This window comes from Fictibacillus halophilus, assembly GCF_016401385.1.
In the GTDB taxonomy this organism is placed as follows: Bacteria; Bacillota; Bacilli; order Bacillales; family Fictibacillaceae; genus Fictibacillus; species Fictibacillus halophilus.
Genome location: NZ_JAEACF010000001.1, coordinates 1,360,523 through 1,380,923, shown reverse-complemented (window position 1 = coordinate 1,380,923; position 20,401 = coordinate 1,360,523). Strand labels below are relative to the sequence as shown.

General features: G+C 37.6%; 19 protein-coding genes and 2 riboswitches. Of the genes, 3 read left to right on the top strand and 16 right to left on the bottom strand.

Annotation, left to right across the window (positions count from 1 at the left end; translation table 11 throughout):
• Positions 1-149: 149 nt before the first annotated feature.
• Positions 150-575, bottom strand: a complete 426-nt coding sequence (locus tag I5J82_RS07155; protein ID WP_198767256.1) for a VOC family protein — start codon at positions 573-575, stop codon at positions 150-152.
• Between the two features lie 166 nt (positions 576-741).
• Entirely contained in the window at positions 742-2,739 is a 1,998-nt protein-coding gene (locus I5J82_RS07150; RefSeq protein ID WP_408610387.1) for a bifunctional 2',3'-cyclic-nucleotide 2'-phosphodiesterase/3'-nucleotidase, read from the bottom strand.
• 423 nt (positions 2,740-3,162) lie between these two features.
• Between I5J82_RS07150 and I5J82_RS07145 the strand changes: the two genes are divergently transcribed.
• A complete protein-coding gene (locus I5J82_RS07145) occupies positions 3,163-3,396 on the top strand; it encodes a hypothetical protein (RefSeq protein WP_198767255.1) in 234 nt (77 codons plus the stop codon).
• Here I5J82_RS07145 and I5J82_RS07140 read toward each other — a convergent pair.
• The 6 genes from I5J82_RS07140 to I5J82_RS07115 all read right to left on the bottom strand — a co-directional run bounded on the left by I5J82_RS07140 (position 3,378) and on the right by I5J82_RS07115 (position 10,165).
• Positions 3,378-4,682, bottom strand: coding sequence for a nucleobase:cation symporter-2 family protein (locus I5J82_RS07140; RefSeq protein WP_198767254.1), 1,305 nt, complete (start codon positions 4,680-4,682; stop codon positions 3,378-3,380). The genes I5J82_RS07145 and I5J82_RS07140 overlap by 19 nt on opposite strands.
• Entirely contained in the window at positions 4,679-5,269 is a 591-nt protein-coding gene (locus I5J82_RS07135) for a xanthine phosphoribosyltransferase (protein ID WP_198767253.1), read from the bottom strand. Before I5J82_RS07135 ends, I5J82_RS07140 begins: the two co-directional genes overlap by 4 nt.
• A gap of 130 nt (positions 5,270-5,399) precedes the next feature.
• Positions 5,400-5,501: riboswitch (purine riboswitch) on the bottom strand.
• 34 nt (positions 5,502-5,535) lie between these two features.
• Positions 5,536-6,954 carry an amino acid permease gene (locus I5J82_RS07130; protein WP_198767252.1) on the bottom strand — a complete coding sequence of 473 codons (1,419 nt, stop codon included), beginning with the start codon at positions 6,952-6,954 and terminating at the stop codon, positions 5,536-5,538.
• An 88-nt stretch (positions 6,955-7,042) separates the two neighbouring features.
• A riboswitch (Lysine riboswitch) is annotated at positions 7,043-7,221 on the bottom strand.
• 87 nt (positions 7,222-7,308) lie between these two features.
• Complete coding sequence (locus I5J82_RS07125) at positions 7,309-8,025, bottom strand: GDSL-type esterase/lipase family protein (protein WP_198767251.1); 717 nt, start codon at positions 8,023-8,025, stop codon at positions 7,309-7,311.
• A 182-nt stretch (positions 8,026-8,207) separates the two neighbouring features.
• Positions 8,208-8,831, bottom strand: a complete 624-nt coding sequence (locus I5J82_RS07120) for a class D sortase (RefSeq protein WP_198767250.1) — start codon at positions 8,829-8,831, stop codon at positions 8,208-8,210.
• Positions 8,831-10,165: a processed acidic surface protein gene (locus tag I5J82_RS07115; protein ID WP_198767249.1), complete on the bottom strand. Its 1,335-nt coding sequence runs from the start codon at positions 10,163-10,165 to the stop codon at positions 8,831-8,833. Before I5J82_RS07115 ends, I5J82_RS07120 begins: the two co-directional genes overlap by 1 nt.
• Positions 10,166-10,392: 227 nt before the next feature.
• On the opposite strand from I5J82_RS07115, the gene I5J82_RS07110 reads away from it, so the two are divergent.
• Both I5J82_RS07110 and I5J82_RS07105 read left to right on the top strand, forming a co-directional pair.
• Positions 10,393-11,112: a DsbA family protein gene (locus tag I5J82_RS07110; RefSeq protein ID WP_198767248.1), complete on the top strand. Its 720-nt coding sequence runs from the start codon at positions 10,393-10,395 to the stop codon at positions 11,110-11,112.
• A gap of 2 nt (positions 11,113-11,114) precedes the next feature.
• Positions 11,115-11,522: a disulfide oxidoreductase gene (locus I5J82_RS07105; RefSeq protein WP_198767247.1), complete on the top strand. Its 408-nt coding sequence runs from the start codon at positions 11,115-11,117 to the stop codon at positions 11,520-11,522.
• An 81-nt stretch (positions 11,523-11,603) separates the two neighbouring features.
• Here I5J82_RS07105 and I5J82_RS07100 read toward each other — a convergent pair whose 3' ends face one another.
• The 8 genes from I5J82_RS07100 to I5J82_RS07065 all read right to left on the bottom strand — a co-directional run bounded on the left by I5J82_RS07100 (position 11,604) and on the right by I5J82_RS07065 (position 20,370).
• Positions 11,604-12,320, bottom strand: a complete 717-nt coding sequence (locus I5J82_RS07100) for a YebC/PmpR family DNA-binding transcriptional regulator (RefSeq protein WP_198767246.1) — start codon at positions 12,318-12,320, stop codon at positions 11,604-11,606.
• 114 nt (positions 12,321-12,434) lie between these two features.
• On the bottom strand, positions 12,435-13,124 hold the full coding sequence (locus I5J82_RS07095) for a response regulator (RefSeq protein WP_198767245.1): 690 nt from the start codon (positions 13,122-13,124) through the stop codon (positions 12,435-12,437).
• A 12-nt stretch (positions 13,125-13,136) separates the two neighbouring features.
• Positions 13,137-14,708, bottom strand: coding sequence for an ATP-binding protein (locus I5J82_RS07090; RefSeq protein WP_198767244.1), 1,572 nt, complete (start codon positions 14,706-14,708; stop codon positions 13,137-13,139).
• A 65-nt stretch (positions 14,709-14,773) separates the two neighbouring features.
• Positions 14,774-16,300 carry a tripartite tricarboxylate transporter permease gene (locus I5J82_RS07085; RefSeq protein WP_198767243.1) on the bottom strand — a complete coding sequence of 509 codons (1,527 nt, stop codon included), beginning with the start codon at positions 16,298-16,300 and terminating at the stop codon, positions 14,774-14,776.
• Between the two features lie 10 nt (positions 16,301-16,310).
• Positions 16,311-16,772, bottom strand: coding sequence for a tripartite tricarboxylate transporter TctB family protein (locus I5J82_RS07080; protein WP_198767242.1), 462 nt, complete (start codon positions 16,770-16,772; stop codon positions 16,311-16,313).
• 57 nt (positions 16,773-16,829) lie between these two features.
• The gene (locus I5J82_RS07075) at positions 16,830-17,846 is read right to left on the bottom strand and encodes a Bug family tripartite tricarboxylate transporter substrate binding protein (RefSeq protein WP_198767241.1); all 1,017 of its coding nucleotides are present in this window, start codon (positions 17,844-17,846) and stop codon (positions 16,830-16,832) included.
• Between the two features lie 164 nt (positions 17,847-18,010).
• On the bottom strand, positions 18,011-18,829 hold the full coding sequence (speD, locus tag I5J82_RS07070; protein ID WP_198767240.1) for an adenosylmethionine decarboxylase: 819 nt from the start codon (positions 18,827-18,829) through the stop codon (positions 18,011-18,013).
• Between the two features lie 323 nt (positions 18,830-19,152).
• On the bottom strand, positions 19,153-20,370 hold the full coding sequence (locus I5J82_RS07065) for an MFS transporter (protein WP_198768942.1): 1,218 nt from the start codon (positions 20,368-20,370) through the stop codon (positions 19,153-19,155).
• Positions 20,371-20,401 lie beyond the last annotated feature (31 nt).

Below are 20,401 nucleotides of genomic sequence, written 5' to 3'. Positions count from 1 at the left end.
ATCACTATAATATGTTTATGATAGGTAGTCAATGATTTTGACTTTTCTCATCCATTATAATGATACATTATTAAAATAACCCTAATAAAAGCTGACTAAACAAAAAGACCCTTTCTGAATGTAAAAGAAAGGGTCTGTATAATCTGTAGTTAATCTTGTTGAACGGCAGAAACTTGCCACTCGACACCATATTTATCTGTTACTTGTCCATACGATGGGCTCCAGAATGTTTCTTGTAGAGGCATTGTCACTTTTCCCTCTTTAGAAAGTTTCTCAAATACTTGTTTTGATGTCTCTACTGAATCAATATGAATGGCTATAGATACTTGATTTCCGATTGTATAAGGCATTCCAGGAAAATTATCCGAAAGCATCATAACGGTATCGCCTACTTTAAATTGAGCATTCATGACACGGTCCTTTGCTTCTTCTGGAAGCGGATGATTCGGATCTTCTGGCATCTCTCCGAATGTTTGAAGTGAAATAAGCTCTGCGTTAAAAGCATCTACATAAAACTCTACTGCTTCTTTTCCGTTTCCATTTGTTACTACATAAGGATTCATTGCTACAATCATTGTTAGCACCTCATCGTATAATTTTTTCGAGCATGGAACGTTTGTTCGTATTCATTGTATCAAACTTTATTTCTACTAGCTACAATTTTTATATTTCTACTAAAATAAAGCTACACCTTCTTATTACATAAAAAAAGAGAACCTTTCAGGCTCTCTTTTATCCTCTTTATTTTAGATCAATACTATAAATTCCGAATCCGTTTGCATCTGTTTTGTTTGTATATTGAATCTTGCCCGCATCACTCGTATATTTTTGACCATTCGGTGATGATAGGAATGTTACGTTAGCATTTCCGCTAATTGGAGCAATCGACCAGTTGTTGTCAGCAGTCGGGGTGATCTCTTTCATCTCTGTGATGTAATCCATTAAGATCTGACGGTTCTCGTCAGCAGAATCTACTACATACTCGCTTCCTTTTACACCTGGGAAGTTACCGCCGCCACCCGCTCTGTAATTGTTCGTTACAACGATAAAATCTTGGTTAGGATCTACTGCTTTTCCGTCGTACGTTAGATTCACGATACGATTGCTATCAGCATTGATCACAACACCGTTTTTATCATATTTAGGAGCTTTTGTTACATCGACTTGATAACTAACACCATCAATTACGTCAAAGTTATATACAGGAAAACCTGAATCTAAAAGCTCTTGTGCCTCTGTTTTGTTCGGATCAATCGTCTTAAATTTACCTGCAGACATTTCTAGCCACTCTTTCACAACAGATCCTTTTACTTTTAATGCTTTTAACGTGTTGTCATAAAGGTAAAGGTCACCTGCACTGCGAATCGTAAGTGGTCCTTTTTGAATCTCAGTGAATTCAGTTACACCGTTTCTTCCTGCTTTAAATGGAGCCCCTACTGAAAGTATTGGAAGATCTTTATATTCTGGCTTGTTTAATGAGATGTATTTTTCTACATACCATTTTTGAGCGTTCGTTACAACTTGAACAGATGGATCATCTTGAACAAGTGCAAAGAAGCTATGAATATCATCAGTTGTTGAACCGATTGGAGTGTTTACGTACTTAATCGTTGCTTCATGAACATTTTTAACTGTATTAACTACTTTCTCGTCTGGTTTAACGGCTGCTGCACTTCTTACAGAAGATTGAGAGGAAACTACTTTCCATCTTCCACGATCTTGTTGAAGGGTTAAGTCGATTAGACCAAGTGACCCTCCCCCATATCCTGCTTGTACTGCGGGCACACCGTTTATCGTGCCTTTTGCGTTATCAACGCCAGGAAGAACATTGCCTTTTGCATCTTTAAACAGCGCATCTAATGATTTCTCATCCGCTGCAGGGAATATTTTATGTGTGTGCGAGAATGTAATGGCACTGATTCCTTTTACTTTGCTAAGTGAATAGATGACATCTTCTGTGTTCGTTTCACTTCCATTAAAACCAGAGTGAGCTTGTGCAATGATGATATCTGCACCTTTTTTCTTCATCTGCGGAATAAATTTTTCCGCACTTTCGATGATATTCTTTGTAATTACTTTTCCATCGAGATGTGATTTATCCCATTCGTTTATCTGTGGTGGTACGAAACCAATGTAACCGATCTTCAAAAGCTTGGGTCGGCCATATTCATCTCTAACGAATTTCTTTACAATTTTGTATGGTGTGTACTTGTTAACGTCATTCTTAGGATTGTTATCTTTATCATCCACGTATACGTTAGCATTTACAAACGGAAAGTTAGCATCATCGTACGTTTCTGCTAGAAAATCGAGGCCATAGTTGAACTCATGGTTTCCTAGTGTTGCCATATCGTAATTCATTAAATTCATAGCTGCGATAGCTGGATGAACTTCCCCGTCCTTTAGTGGGGCGATCTTTGCTTTATATGTACCAAGTGGTGTACCTTGAATCAGGTCTCCGTTATCAACTAATACACTGTTTTGACTGTACTTTAAATCTTCTCGAGCCGTTTTAACAAGTGTAGCTGTCTTTGCTAAACCAACGTTTTCAGAAACAGCATTTTTGTAATAATCGAAGTTTAATAGGTTTGTATGAATGTCGGTTGTTTCCATAATTCTGAGGTTAACTTTACTTTTGTGTTTCGTTGGCGTTTTTGCAATCGCTTGACCTGCTAAAGGTGAACTTAAAAGACTGATAGCTAGTGTAAGTGAAGCTACTTTTTTAACATTTTTATTCACATCAATAACCCCTTTAATTCATTGATTGAGACAAACTTGTCAGATTTAGGAAGATTTTATGAAAAGATCATTTCTAAATGATTGTTACTGTATCCACTTCATTGACTGTTGATTGTAATGAAAGATGCGAGACTCTTAAGTGCGTAAAGCGGCAGGAGGCTCACACCGTTCGCCCCATGGAAAGGGAGCATCTTTAACAGAAATTAACTACGTCCCAGAGTAACATTTTACTTGAATCATCCAAAAATCCTAACATTATGGTCCCAAGGAAGATTATAATCTTCATCTTCTGATAATACTAGCTTGTTTTTATAAGATTCTGTAATTTCTTACACAACATGTATCTTTTCATCGTATAAATATAGTATAGTAATCTTGTGTTACCCATTAGCTACCATCTGATGAACGGAAGGAATGAAGAATATGGCTAAATCGAAAGCAAAGAAAATGAGAGAAAGAGTTGTTCGTGAAGGTAAACGAGATCCTATCAATGACAGAAGCGCATTTGCTCAGCAAGACATGTATAATTTTATGACAACAAAGACGACAAAATCGAAAAGGGAAAAACTAAACAACATCAAACATAAAAAGCGGCTATCATCCACTGGTTACACTGAGGATCATAGCCGCTTTTTTGTTTATACCGCTTGCTTCTGACTTTGTTGCACCTTAGAAACGAGCACTTTTTTAGACTTTGTGTTAAATAATAAATTTAGTAGAACAGCCATCAAACTTCCAGCTACGATTCCGTTTTCTGTGAGGATCTGAATACTTTCAGGAAGTCTGCTGAAAAGTTCAGGTTCAACCGTTACGCCTAAACCCATTCCTACAGAACAGGCAATAATGAGAAGATTTTCTTGTTTAGCAAGGTTAACTTCACTGAGCATTTTGATACCAGAAGCAAATACCATTCCAAACATGGCAACCATCGCTCCCCCCATAACAGCTGTTGGGATTAAGGTCGTAAGTGCGGCAACTTTTGGTATTAAACCTAGGAAAATTAACATCCCCCCTGCCACATAGATCACCTGTTTTGCTTTAACTCCAGACAACTGAACAAGGCCAACGTTTTGTGAATAAGTCGTATAAGGAAATGCATTAAAGATTCCACCTAACATAATGGCAAGACCTTCTCCTCGGTATCCTTTTGTTAAATCTTCCGGTGTTAAATCTCTGTCGCATATCTTACCTAGAGCCATAAACACACCTGTTGACTCGATCAAGCTTACGATAGCAACTAAGATCATTGTGATGATCGCTCCGATTTCAAAGGTAGGAACCCCAAAATAAAAAGGCTTTGGCATGTGAACCCATGAAGCTTCCATAACTGGTGTGAAGTCCACTAAACCTAGAAATACAGAAACTACTGTTCCAGCTATCAGACCGATCAGGATGGAAACGGAACGAATGAAACCATTGGAAAAACGATATAAAAGAAGGATGAATGCTAAAACGCCAAAAGAAAGAAATAAATTTTGTGCTGAACCAAAGTTCTCGCTTCCCGCTCCCCCTGCCATATCTTTGATGGCAACGGGGATTAAAGTAATTCCTATAATCGTTACAACGGTTCCGGTAACGATGGGTGGGAACAGCTTAAGAATTTTTCCGAACGCTCCAGCAAAAATGACTACGAATATACCTGCTGCAATAATTGAACCGTAAATGGCGCTCATCCCATATTGTCCGCCAATCGCGATCATCGGTCCTACTGCAGTAAAAGTACAGCCTAGTACAACGGGTAGACCAACTCCGAAGAAACGGTTCTGCCAAACTTGGATAAGTGTTGCTAGACCACACGTTAGGAGATCGATGGCTACTAAGTAAGCTAATTGTTCAGGAGACAATTTTAAGGCACTTCCTACAATTAATGGTACGATTACTGCTCCAGCATACATCGCAAGAACGTGTTGAATACCTAGAGAAAACACTTTCCCTTTTTTCATGATGACATCACCTCAGATTGAATGAACGTTATCCCATTTGTATTCATTTCTTTTACTCTTGCGATCGATTCTACACGATATCCTTTTTCCTCAAGTTTTTGACGACCGACTTGAAATGATTTTTCGATTACGATGCCAAATCCAGCAATTGTAGCATCTGCTTGATCAACAATGTCCGCCAGACCAAGTGCTGCTTCACCGTGTGCTAAAAAGTCATCAATGATCAACACTTTATCACCAGGTTGAATAAATTTCTTGGCAACAGAAATTTCGTTTTGTTCTTGTTTTGTGAAAGAATAAACGCTCGATGTTAATAGTCCTTCTGTTAAGGTTAACGATTTCTTTTTACGGGCAAAAACGACAGGGACTTGAAGTTTTATTCCTGCGAATACAGCAGGTGCTATTCCAGACGATTCTATTGTTACGATTTTTGTTATTTCTTCATTTTTAAATCGTTCGGCAAATTCAATACCTATTTGCATCATGAGTTCAGGGTCAATCTGATGATTCAAAAACGAGTCTACTTTCAATACGGACGAAGACAATACGATACCTTCATCACAAATTTTCTTCTCTAAAAAATTCATTTCTCCACCCCATTATCTTATTTTACACACAAAAAACCGGAGAACGGCTTCTCTCTGAACGAGTGAAGCAATTCTCCGGTATAAAAAACGGAACATATAAATAGCCCAATACATCTTATAAGAAGATGCATGGAAAGTTTGCGTCACTCGTAGTCAAACCCTTAACGGGGGCTTGGTAGAAACTTGCAGGCCATATCCCTGCGATTATACGAGCTTTATGAAGTTAACTCACATTATACGATAAAGGTTCCAAAAAGAAAACCTCTTTAAGCGACTTTACGATCTTTACTATTCTTAGGAGTATACCTATGAAAGATCGGATAAACGAGAAAACCTAAGAAAAATAATCCAATTCCTAAAGTAAAGGTCTTAGCATCTGATGTTCCAGAAATGATCACCCAACTAGAGTAGATGAATGCTAACAAAGCAATCACACCATCTCTTACGCGTGATCCTTTTATTTCGTTATAAGTTTCTCCACTATAGACAAGCTTTAAAAAGTAAACCGCCGAAATCAAATACGGAATCAAATAAGCTAGCGTGGCAGAAGTAGTTAAGAACGTGTAAGCTTCACCAATCGTACCTGATATCGTAGAGAAGATAAAAATCTGAGACATAATATTTGTAACTGCTAATGCGTTTACTGGACTTCCGTTCTTATTTACTTTACCGAAGAAAGCGGGAAAAACACCTGATTTAGCAGCTTGATACGGTACTTCTGAGCTTAAAAGTATCCAGCCGATCGTTGAACCGAACAAAGAGATAACAGCTAACAATCCCATTAAAGAAGCTCCTGTATTCCCAATCAATACGGATAGTACATCAACGAATGGTTTATCTGAACTCATCAGAACTTCTCTAGGCAGAACGTTCATCGTGAGTAAAGTTGTGATCATGTAGATGCTTAATGCAATAAGTAGACCAACAATCGTAGCCTTTTTTACATCTCGTTGCGAAGAAGCTCTTCCGGATAAGACAACAGCTGATTCAATCCCAACAAATGCCCATAACGTTGCAATGGCAGCCATATTGATCTGACTTCCAAGACCATGAGAGATGCCAGCATCATCTACAATCGGGAAGTAAGCATCAGCAAAGATCGTTGACTCGACTGCGAAAAGTGCAGCGACAATAAACAACATAAATCCGATTACTTTTGAAGCAGTTGCCACAAAGTTAAGTTTCCCTGCTCCATTCATGCTCTTTATTAAAATAAAGTGCGTAAACCATAGCAATACCGTACACACTACAAATGTAATAAGCTTACCCAACTGAATATCTTGGTTGAGTATTGTTCCTATAACCTTTGAACTTCGCATCATTGGAAAGAACGTTGATAAATATCCGGCAAAACTAGTGATGATCGCGACGTTGCTGATCCAATTTGCAACCCAGTATCCCCATACCATACTAAACCCTGCTACATTTCCTGCTTTTGGGTTTGAGAACAAAGCTCTTGCATAGCTTTGAGGACCTGCGGTTAATTCAGGTTTTCTTATAGATAGAGATCCAAAGACCAACGCTATCATCAATACTCCAAATCCAGTAACTGCCCAAGCAGCTGTAACTCCTAGTGGACTTGCTGTTTGAGCTAATGTGTTCGGCAACATAAAGATTCCCGAACCTACCATGTTTCCAACAACAAATGCTGTTAGAAGCCACACGCTCCAATTGTTATTTTTCATGCTGAAAAACCTCCTGTTGATTTAATGCCAATAAAAAAAACACGTATGGAAACAGCCCATACGTGAATATAATCAGCTTCCCCCAAAAATCTCTCATAGCTCAACGCAGACAATTCTGCGACAGTTCTGCACTTATTCAATGCAGCCCCAATGGATTTTCAAGTGGATAAAAAACCATTTCGGCATCAATTCCTTTTAAACTGTTGTCAAAAGCACCACTTGCCTCTAACAGTTCTACTCATAATTAATGCGACCTCTACCTCACCGAGATTAATGTGAGGACTTTATATGAAATTTATAAGTTCATAACGTTTTGAAGAATAACAGATTTTTTCAGCTAGGTCAATGTTTTGTTTATTTAAAATCTGAGCTTTGTCGAATAGTTTCGTAAACTCTTTTTCCAATTAACGCATAACCTTTTTCGTTAGGATGAAGTTTGTCAGAGAAATAATCACGTTTATTTTTGTCAATGAACAGGTCATCTGTACGTATATATGCTGTATTTTTGTTTTTCTTCGTTACTTCTATTGTGGATTGATTCCAATTTGATACGGCTTTGTTGACGACAGACATATCACTCCATTTAGCTTTAGGGTTATAGATACCTAAGATATAAATGGTCTTCGGATTTTCTTTATTCTGTATATTTCGAATGATTTGGTTCAAATTCTCTTTGTAAATTTCCTCGTTTGCCGTTAGCTCTTCTTTATTGAATTTCGTCAATCGATCTGTACTTTTTAGAAAATCGTTCGTTCCTATGTTTATGAAAATCACATCAGAGCTTTTAGCTGTTTCTGCTATCTCAGGATTTTTTAACCGCTTAAGTAAATCTGTGCTTGTATCATTAGGAACTCCAAAGTCATGAACAACAAGCTGTTTGTCTAAGTCTTCTTCGTATCGTTTTTCAACATCTCCTATATACCCATTATCTTTGGTATCACCTAATCCATATGCAAGAGAATCACCAATAGCTGTTACTTCCATTTCTTCGGAGTTAATAGAGTACACTCCAAAAGCAACACCTAACAAAACAATGATACTGATTGCAACAATCAATGTGATTTTTTTCATGTTTTCACCACCGGCTTTCTAGTTGTTTATACTAAGTATGTATCAGGGGGAATGACTTTAGACCAACATACATTATTGGTATTCATACCTGTTTTGATTATCTTTTAAACAAGACAAATATACGCCCGTTGTAAATGGGGTCAAAAAAAAGACAACAGAAAAGTGTCTGTTGTCTTAATAGATTATGTTAATTTTTGTGATATCAAGTCTGCGACGAGAATATACCTTTGAGGTGATGCACCAATAAAATCAAAGGGATAACACGTTGAAACAGTTAATGTTGCTCTCGGTTTAGGTACGATGACAGTTCGGTCGTCTTTATCTACGATGCGCACCTGTCGAATCTTATAAGTAAAGGTTCCTGCTGATGTTTCTACGACCAACTTATCACCCTTTCCCACCTCACCAAGCTTGCGAAAAACAGTATCTCGGTGTCCAGAAAGAACAGAATTATCATGTTCTCCTGGTAAGACACTTTTCTCGTAATGACCCACACCTCTTTCTAATTCTTCTTCATCTGTTCCATGAAAAATAGGTAGTGTAGCATTTAACTTCGGTATGAGTAGGTTACCAATATTCTCACCTTTACCTGGTCGTATCGAATAGAGAATATCTTGATCAGAACTCTTTATGTGTGGTTTGGAGAGCATTTCCGAACTCTTTACTTTCTGGGTCTGACCTGTTTGAAAGAGCATGTACCCTTTTAAAAAGGTATAAGCATTTGTAGTACTAAACCAAAGACCAACCAAGATTAAAACAAATGAAAAAATAAGAAGTGTCGTTCGAATGCTACTTCTCGTTTTCATTAGATTCCTTTTACACGAAATCTTCTAAATAGGAATATTCCTGCCGCTAAAACACCTAAACCAATTAACGAGTTCTCTAAATGGTTTGTCGCGGTTGTTGGAAGTTTTCCGCCTTTCACTGTTTTTACAGGTGGACTTACTTTAGTCGGTGTTGCAGTAACAATTTTTTCAACTTTTTGAATATCTTTACCTGTTTCTTGAATTATTTCAGAGCCAAACATTTCAGCTGTGATACGAATATCAGCCAATAATTCACTATTTAAATTATAAATTTCCATGATAAGATCATTTCCATTTGTAGTTTCCATCTTCATCAATGAATCCATTGACACAGCTTGTTTTTGTCCATCAACAACTAAATAGTATTTTGTTTCAAGTTGTAATAGCTGCTTCATTTCAGAAAAGATAGAAAGTAGTTCGGCAACTTGTTCAGAAGAAAGTTCATCAGATGTTTCAAAATCTTCAAACGCCATCATTCTTTCTGCAAGAACCATCATTTGATCAAGAAAGGCTGGATCTTCCCAATTAAGAGTTTCCATATGAGTTAAAAGCTTTTCTATTTCTTCCTCTGTTAAAGCAATCTCTGTAAATAGATCCTCGATATCATCACCCATATAGTCATCGCCATTTATATAGAAATCAACGGCTCCTTCAAGATCTTCAATGTATTCATAGTTTTCTCTTGCATCATCATTTTCTTTTAATAAAGCGTCCAGTTCAGCAAGAGAAGCTAGGTTGTAATCTCTTAATAACTGTTGAAGGTTTTCATCATTAATAAGAGTTCCTTCCCAGTCATCTCCATTGATATAATAATCAACAGACCATTCTAGGTGTTCGATATATTCATAGTTGTCACGTGAATCATCGTTTTCTTTTAATAAAGCATCTAGTTCTTCAATGGATTTTAGATCGTAATCACTTAATAACTTTTGAAGGTTTTGATCGTCTATAGGTGTGCCAATCATAAAATCAACTTCCTCAAACAATTCCTCTTCAAAAATAATATAAGTTCCGTCGAGTACATCTTGTCCTTCTTCAATATTTCCATATTCCACAAGAAGTTCATTGAGTCTATCTCGACTGATGTCAAACTCTTTTAACACTGCTTGAACACCTTTTTCTGATAATGGTGTGCCTAGCTCATCGACCGATTCAAAATCTCTTAGTGCCCACTCTTTACTGTTCAAATACGCAACAAAATCCTTCGAGTTCCAACCGATCTCTTGTAAAAACGCTTTATACTCTTTGTCGTTTGCATTTATCGCAAACGCTGACAATGGCAAGATGCCGAGGCTAATCGTAATAGCCAATAAGAAAGTTACAACCTTTTTCATCCCTGACCCCCAAAAAACTAGTTTAGTATAATTTCTAGAAAATTATACTGCCAAAATCTACTTTTGCATACAAGTTTTTTTAGAATTTTTACCTTCAGGTAGGCTATCCATAATCAGAAAAGACATAAAAACATAATGTTCGATATTTCTTCATTGTAAATACTGTCAACTTTGTTTACGATAAAAGTAACTTCTTTTTATTTAGTAAAAATTCTACGAGGTGAACAATGGGTAAACAAAAAAAGAATAAGGCATATGTAAACAGCTCAAAAACAAAGAAAAACTCGTCTCCTGTCTGGCTTTTTTGGACGATTGGAATTTTGACTCTAGGACTGATCATTTTTCTATTTAGCGGTGCACTTGATAATAATGATACGTCCACAGCTGATATTTCCTATGAAAACCAGCCTTACTTAGGTGAGAAAGATGCAACTGTTAACATTATTGAATTTGGAGATTACAAGTGTCCTGCATGTAAGAACTTTAACGAGTCAACCTTCCCGCTTATTGACAAAGAACTTATTCAAACAGGTAAAGTGAAATTCTACTTCTTAAACTATCCATTTATTAATGTAGATTCAGAACGATCTGCTATATTTGGAGAAACCGTTTATAAAGAATTAGGAAATGAAACGTTTTGGAAGTTTCATAAGACACTATATGAAAAGCAGCCTGACGATCAGAGTCTAGAACGACAGGACATCTTTACCGAGAAGTTCTTAACAGAAACTCTTGGCGAGGTTACTTCAGAAGAAGATGTTAAGAAAGTGACCGAAACTTGGGAAAACAAAGAAAACGAAAAAGCATTAAAAACAGACGAAGCACTTGTAAGCGAACTTGGTGTAACTAGTACACCTACATTGTTTGTTAATGGTAAAAAATTTGAAGGTACTTCTATTCAAGATTTAGTGGAAATGGTTGATGATGCTGCGAAGGAGAGTAAATAAAGGTGGGTAATAAACCTTTGTTGATCGCTTGGATCGCATCGATCGTTTCCATGGTAGGAAGTCTGTTTTTTAGTGAAGTCATGAAGTTTGTGCCATGTAATTTTTGCTGGTATCAACGAATCTTGATGTATCCGTTAGTCATTCTGCTAGGTGTTGCCTTTTATAAGCAGGATTATAAAGTCACACGTTATGTCCTTCCTCTATCCATACTGGGCATCATCGTTTCTGGCTATCATTATGCTCTTCAAAAAATACCTGCATTAAAAGCATTTGAGGTGTGTACATCAGGTGTTCCATGTTCTGGCCAGTATATTAATTGGTTGGGATTCATCACGATCCCGCTACTTGCGTTCGTTGGATTTACGATCATTACAATTAGTATGTTATGGATGAGAAAGCAATCGAATTAATCGGTTGCTTTTTCTTTTTGCCTAACACATGCATAGAAAAAAGCAGGCTCACTAAATGGAACCTGCTCATCATATAAAGAATTAGTTCAAATCAACATTATGATACACTTGCTGCACGTCTTCTAGATCTTCTAAGGCATCGATCAATTTCTCGAACTGAACCTGTGATTCTTCAGAGAGTTCTACATCGTTTTGTGCAAGCATCGTCAGTTCTGCTACTGAAAACTCTGTAATCCCTGCGTTCTTAAACGCTTCTTGCACAGCATGAAACTGATCAGGTTCAGCGTAAACAATTACAGATTCATCCTCTTCGATCACATCTCGAACATCTAGATCCGCTTCCATCAACAGCTCCAATACATCATCAGCTGATTTTCCTTCTAGACCAATTACAGCTGTTGCATCGAACATGTATGAGACTGCACCAGATACACCCATGTTTCCATTATTTTTATTAAAAGCAGAACGAACTTCCGCTACTGTACGATTTACATTATTCGTCAAGGTATCCACAATAATCATCGAACCGTTCGGACCAAAGCCTTCATAACGAAGCTCGTCATAGTTCTCGTCAGAACCGCCTTTGGCTTTTTCGATTGCTCGGTCGATGATGTTTTTAGGTACACTATATGTTTTTGCTCGTTCTAGAACAACTTTTAACGACTGATTGGATTCTGGATCGGGCTCACCTTGTTTTGCGGCTACATAGATTTCACGACCGAATTTTGCATAAATTCGGCTCGTATTTGCGTCTTTTGATGCTTTTTTCTCTTTAATATTATTCCACTTACGTCCCATATTGTTCACTCTCTTTCAACTTTAAATCTATGTAGAACATTATACATCAACTGAACTAATTTTTAGTAGTATAAGAGTCGAAACAAAAGCAACCCATCATGTGGTTGCTTTGAACTAGAGTCCATATTTGTAGATTCTTTCTGGTCTGCCTACTCCTCCATAGGTGATGTCCGCTTTTGCTTTTTGTTCTGAAACAAGATATTCTAAGTATCGTCTTGCCGTCGTTCGACTAACTCCCGTACGATGTCCGAGGTCTTCTGCAGTAAAGCCCTTTTTGTGTTTCATCAAAATGGTCAATATTTTATCTAAAGTAATAGGATCTATACCTTTTGGTAGAAAGGATGGTTCAACCTCGACTTTTTCGCGTTTTAATAAAGAATCGATCATGTTTTGATTGATTTCTTTGTCAGCTGACAGTTGAGTCATTAATAATTTATGCTCTTTAAATTGTAATAAAGTATCTTTAAAACGCTGAAAGATTACAGGTTTGACAATATAATCAAAGATACCGTCCTCCAGAGCGTGCTTCAATGTTTTTACTTCAGTTGCAGCTGTTACCATGACAACCTCGATTCCTCTAAACTCACTTCGAATCCACCTAAGTAGATCAAGGCCATTCATGTCTGGAAAATATATATCTAATATGACTAAGTCAGGTTTTAATATTGAAATCTGTTCTTTTGCCTCTTCTTCGTTCAATGCGATCCCACATACCGAAAAGCCTTCTACTTTTTCAACAAATTTTCTGTTGATCTCGGCAATGCGAATGTCGTCTTCTACGATAAAAACTTCCCATGTACTCATGATGTCTTTCCTCTATTCTTTTGGGATGATAACAGTGAAAAGCGTTGTATCAGCTTTTGTTCTCTCATAAAAGATATGCCCGTCTAATACTTCTACAGCTTGTTTGATCAGAAATAAACCGTATCCACGGTCTTGACCTTTTGTAGAGAATCCCTTTTCATATAACATATTAGCGATATTTTTAGGAATTCCTTCTCCATTATCTTCAACTTCAATAATAAGCTGTTCTCCAAAATCAGAAAGACTGATTTTTACCATTGGGTCATGAGTTCTCGACTCCATTACAGCATCCATTGCATTGTCTACTAGATTTCCAATAATCGTAACAAGTAACTGTCTGTCAATTGAGTCAGGAATATCTTTTAATTGACTGGCAGAATCAATGGTAAATGCAACTCTCAGCTCATTTGAACGATTAAACTTGCCGATTAACAAACCACCTATATAAGGATCAGAAATATGATCCATGATAAATTGTGTAAAGTGCTGATGAACATTTGATTCTTTCGTTATAATATCTTGTGCCTCTTGATAAGAACCTAACTGAATGAGACCTGATATTAAATACAGTTTATTTGAAAACTCATGAGTTTGAGCTCTTAAACCTTCACTATAGCTTTTTACTTGCGCGAGCTCCTCATTTAATCGATAAAGCTCATCTCTGTTTCTAAATGTCGCAACCGCCCCAATTACTTGATTATGATTATCCACTATTGGAATACGATTCGCTATAACCTTCGTATTTCCTAATTTCATTTGTTCGTCAAATTCGTTTTGGCCAGAGGCGATGACGTCAAGTAATCTTGTGTTCGGAATTGCTTTTAACACATTCTTTCCTATTAGCTTCTCACTTCCTGTTTGGAGCATCTGAAGTGCCGTGTGATTGGCAAGTGTTATTTCACCTTCTCGATTAACAGCGATAACCCCTTCTCTTATCGCTTCTAAGATCGCGCTTTTTTCTTTGTATAACAGTCCGATCTCTTTAGGTTCCAATCCATGTGTCGCTCTTTTCACACCTTTAGCGATTAATACTGAGCCCAATATTCCTAACAACAGTGTCAAGATGCCTATGATAATAATTTTTAGTTTATAAGGCCAGATATCCTCTTTGATTTGATCGGTCAGAAAACCTACTGACACTAAGCCAATGATTTCGCCGTCATTACTTTTAACAGGGGATTTTCCTCGTACTGCTGGACCTAGAGAGCCTGTTGCTTCAGTTATACTCGGTTCACCAGATAAAGCTTTTTGGTTGTCTCCACCTACCATCTTCTTTCCAATTCGTTCTTTAATGGGGTGTGAATAACGAACACCTTCTCTGTTTCCCACTACGATGTAATGAGCTCCTGTTTTCTTTCTGATCTTCTCTGCGTAAGGCTGGATCGATTTAGAGGGATCATCACTTTTAAACGCCTCAACAACAAGTGGATTGTTACTTACGGCATAAGAAACACTTAACGCTCTCTCCCCAATTTGACTCTTCATCGTGTCTTCAAACATATTTTGAAAGATAACTGCTAAAATGGTGATCACTAAAAAGATTAGGGAACAGCTGATGAGAATTAATTTTGTTTGCAGTTTCATAGTTTCCCTCCGTAAAAATAGAAAAGACCTTCTCAGAATAGAAAGTCTTCTCTACTTATCATCTTTTATCCTTCAACGTTAACAACAACATTTTTTCCTTTTAACCGAAGAACAAAAGGTATTAGAATCCATAGAACGGCACAAATCAGGAAGAATGCTGAAATGGGTTGTTGAATAAATACTGTAAAATCACCATTTGATGTTGTTAATGCGCGTCTCATGTTGTTTTCAATCATTGGCCCTAATACTAAGCCGAGTACTAGAGGAGCTATAGGATAGTCATTTTGTGCTAATAGGTATCCTGCAAGTCCAAAGCCAATCAATAAAAACAGATCAAACGTCGTTACTTGTACCGCGTAAACACCAAAGACAGAAATAGCAATAATGATGGGCAGCAAGTATTTAGCAGGTGTTTCAATGATTTTTGCAAAAATCTTAACAAGAGGCATGTTAAGGATGAGTAGCATCAAGTTTCCTATAAACATTGAAGCTATTAGTCCCCATGCTACGTCGGGATGATCACTAAACAATAAAGGACCTGGCTGAACGTTATACATGATCAGAGCTCCCATTAGAATCGCAGTTGTTCCTGAACCTGGAATTCCGAGTGTTAATAAAGGAATCATCGCTCCACCTGAAGCTGCGTTATTTGCTGACTCTGGAGCTGCAACTCCCGCAATCGCTCCTTTTCCAAACTTTTCAGGATTTTTACTTATCTTTTTTTCAGCAATATATGAAAAGAAAGAAGCTAGTGTTGCACCTGCACCTGGTAAGACTCCAATAAAGAATCCTAGAAAAGACCCTCGTGCAATTGGTCCGGCACTCTCTTTAAGATCAGCTCTAGAAGGGATGACTCTCCCAACTTTCGCCACTTTTTCAGCCTCTTCTTCTTTATGCAGAACCGTCTTAAACACCTCACCTAATGCAAACAAACCAACAGCAACCGTTAGAAATTCTAGTCCGCCAAACAGTACAGGAATGTCATAAGTGAATCGTGCCACTCCAGAAACCGAATCGATTCCAATCGTGGCGATCAAGAGGCCTGTTACGGTCATCATCCACGCTTTCGTGATCGATCCACCCGCCAAACCGCTAACTGCAGCTAGTCCTAACAACATTAAAGAAAAATATTCTGCAGGTCCAAATTTCAATGCCATCTCTGAGAGTGGTTCAGCTAATAAGACCAATCCAATGATGGAAACAATACCGGCAAAAAATGAACCTATGGCTGCAATCGATAAAGCTGCTCCTGCTCTGCCTTGCCTTGCCATTTGATAACCATCAAGTGTTGTAACGACAGATGAAGATTCACCAGGTGTGTTTAATAGAATGGAAGTAGTTGATCCACCATACATGGCACCATAATACACACCGGCTAAAAGAATAATCGAGCTTGTAGCTGCTGCAGAAGGATCCATTCCACTCGTAAAGGTAGCTGTTACAGGGATCAAAAGTGCAACACCGCTCATCGGTCCAATACCCGGTAAAACGCCAACTGCTGTTCCAATTAAAACACCGATAAAAGCAAAGAAAATGTTTTGTGGCTGTAAAGCTGTTTGAAATCCCTGCATTAAAAAATCAATAACACCCATATTAATCCTCCTAACTAAACCATATTGGCATTCCAGGCAAAGAGCCTTCTAACACAACAACAAATAAATAGTAAACAAAGAATGAGAAAGCCAAAGCTACGATTCCGTTTTTTATCCAACTTCCTCTTTCCATCGCTTGAAAGGAAACATACAAAAATAAGAAAGTACTTAAGATATAACCCAGTATCTCAATGAAACCTGCGTATAGGAGGCTAGCTAGCAGGATAATGACAAACCTTTTAATCTGTAAGTTATTCTTGTCCGTCTTTTCTTTCTGCATGTTTTTGAATGATTCAAGAAAGAGTTTAACGCTAAGTAGTATAAGAATAAGTCCTAAGAGAAATGGAAAAACGTTTGGTCCGACTTCACTTCCATAAGCACTTTTTGAAATGTTCCGGCTTTCGATTAAGAAAGCTGCTCCTAGTAAAGCAAATAAGATGCTTGCATAACGATCAAATTTACCAGTTTGCAAAGTACTTCCCTCCTTATTTGAAAAATGGAGAAGTAGAAATACTTCTCCATGTCAGATCTATTTATTCATTCCTAATGATTTCAATAAGTCTTCTACTTGTTTTTCTTGATCTTTTAAGAAGGTTTCAAATTCTTTTCCATCCTTAAATTCTGCTTCCCATCCGTTACGTTCTAGCTCGTCTTGCCACTCTTTGCTTTCATTTAATTTCTTCAATGTTTTATCCCAATAAGCGACTGCACGATCAGACATCTCTTTTGGTCCGAATACACCTCTCCAAATCGTAAAATCTGCATCGATTCCAGCTTCCTTAAATGTCGGAATATCAGCAAGGTCACCTTTTAATCGTTCCGTTGAAGAAATACCAAGCACTTTTACTTTCCCAGCTTTTAAATATTCACCTACTGCAGAAGCATCAGTTGCGATATAATCTGCATTGCCTCCTAATAAGGCTGCAATCGCTTCACCACCGCCATCGTATGAAACATACTTTACTGTCTTAGGGTCAATGTCAGATTTGTAAGCAGGTAGAACAGCTACGAGATGGTCCATGGACCCAGGTGCAGATCCACCTGCTGCTGTAACAGACTTTGGATCTTTTTTAACAGCGTCCATTAGTTCTTTTAGATTGTTATATTTTGAATCTTCTTTAACAACGATTGCTCCAAAGTCTTTTGTTAATTGTGCAAGTGGTGTTGTATCTTTATAGCCGTACGGGCTGTTTCCTTCTTTTTTCAAGTTATTGATCAAGATTGGCGGAGAGTTTACATAAAGCTTATAATCATCTTTTTTATGTTGTGTCGCAAATTCTGCAAGATAGACAGCTCCGCCTCCTCCAGGTTTGTTCTCAACAGTCATTGTTTGATCAACCGTTTTTGTTTCTCCTAGAATTTTGGTTATTGAACGTGCCGTTAGATCCCAACCACCTCCAGCACCCGATGGAGCAACAACTGTAATTGGTTTTTTCGGATAATCAGAGTCACCAGCATTTGAGCCCGAGCCTGAGGTGCTGCAAGCAGTAAGTGAAGAAAGTATAACACCTGCTACAAGCCAATTTTTCCATTTCTTAGTTTTCATCTTTCACATCCCCCTCTTAAATGGTAGCGCTTTCATTAGCCTTTTCATTATCCTACCATTCACATTTTTAAATGGAAGTTTAACCGCATAAAATGCATTTTGTTCATATTGTTCACACAAAAAAGACCACTAAATATGATAGTGGCCCTTGTAACTATAAGGTATTAGCGTTTAGAAGAATTAATATTTCTTCCGTAAAATATCTCGTCCATCTCAGCATTTATCAACCCTGTGATATGTTTTTGAGTTTCGCTATCCATTTCATCCTTTGTATAACCGAAAAGATAGTTATTGAGTTCAAAATTCTTTAATTTGCACTTCGTATGAAAAATATTCTCTTGATAAATATTTGTATCGATCATTGTATATGTCTCTTTAATATCTGAAGAAAGATAATTTTGTATCGAATTGATATCATGATCAATGAACAGCTTGTGACCTTTAATATCCCTCGTAAATCCTCTAACCCGATAATCCATCGTCACAATATCCATATCAAATGAGTTAATAAGATGATTAAGTGCTTTGAGCGGTGAAATTTCTCCGCATGTGGAAACATCTATATCCGCTCTAAACGTACTGATTCCTTCTTCTGGATGAAACTCAGGATATGTATGAACCGTTAAGTGACTCTTATCAAGTTGCATCACAACAGATTCTGGCATAGCAGTTGAATTCTTATCAAATGAATCTGTTGGTACTTCTACGATGGGTCCTTCTGAGACAAGTACAGTGACACTAGCGCCTTGAGGCACATAATCTTGTTTGGCTATATTTAGTACATGAGCTCCAATCGTATCGGAAACGGTTTGCAAAATGTTTGTAAGTCTTTCCGCGTTGTATTGTTCATCAATATATTCAAGATAAGCTTCACGCTCTTCTCTCGTTTTCGTATAACAAACGTCATACAGATTAAAGCTAAGTGACTTAGTTAGATTATTAAATCCGTGTAAGGTTATTCGTTGATCTGGTGAGATAGACATATGTTAGATTCCCCTTATATTCGATATTCATTTCAATGGTGGAAATATATCTATAATACCCATTTATACAATTTAAAAAACGGTTTGAGGATGAAATGAGGAAACAGCACTTTATGATGGTTGGTTTTCTGGCCGTAAATTAAATATTAAATTGGTGAATCCACAAATTTAGAACCCCAATCCACGAGATTTTGCTGTTTATCCACGAGTTTACAATCCTCGGCACTTATCGACACATACCCCATTGCGATTCAGCTAGAGCTAACACGATGAAATAAAAAAAACCCTCAAAAGCTATCCCAAGCTTTTGAGGATCTTTTCATTTAGGCTTTCTCAACCTCAGCCACTGAAACACCCTTCTGGCGGATAAGTGGCAGCATCGTTAATATACCGATTGCAAATAGAAGTGCTGCCCCTTCAAACATCAATACAAGTGAAAAAGTTTCTTTTAGCCAACCCGTAATGGACATCGTAAGCACCATCGCACCCATAAATAATGGATTTAATATACCGTTAACACGGCCGATGAATTTAGCCTCAGTATTCTGGAGAATGAGTGTATTGATACCGATATGAACGCATGGCATGAATAGACCACTTATAAACTCGGCCGATAAGGTTAACCAGAAATGTTCGGAGAATCCCATAATCATAAATCCGATCGCACTTGCTCCCATTCCTAGAGCCAATAATAATTGTGGTTTAACTTTGCTTGCGATTCCGATGGTCAAACCCCCACCTAGAATCATTCCAGTACCGAAAGCGGCCATGAGCCATTGAAGCTCTTCTTTCGGAAGACCTAGTTGTTCTGTTACTAAGAAGACGGTTAACGGCTGTGTTAAGCCTAAAGCTAATCCGGCTACAGCAAAACACGCACCTAGTAAGGTTAAAGAGCGTCTGTTTAGCACATAGCTGAAACCTTCTTTCATCTCTAACCAAATAGATGGTTTCTCTTCCGTTTTTTCTACTTCTTCATCAGGAGGAAGCAATAGAAGAATTACAGCAGACAATACGAACGCTATTCCCATGATTGCGATTGCAGCTGTAATCCCAAATTGCTGGTATACGTAAGTTCCGAGAATTGGACCTAGAATCATAAATACAGCAAAAAGTGTTTGATACATCGACATCCCTAACTGCACCATTTCCTCAGGTACATGAATCTTAAATAACTTCATACCTGATGGCTGAGAAAATTGAGACAAAATCGATGAAACGAGCGTTGCAAAGAATATTACCTTCCAGCTTCCAAAAAGCAGCGTTAATAATACGACAAAGATAGAAACAGCGCTTAATAAATCACACCAAATCATCGTCTTTTTTGGTTTCCATCTATCAGCAAACGTTCCACCGATAAATGAAAACAAGAATATGGGAGCAAACTCTGCTACTGATATTAAAGATACCGCGATAGGATTTTCGTTCGTTTTTTCTATCACGTACAATAGGATGGAATAGTTACGAACCCATATCCCAATCTGTAAAAAGAGTACCGAAAAAAGAATGGTACGAATTACTTTGTTTTGAAAAAGCATACCCATTGTGATCTTGGGTTTGTTTTGATCTTGTTCC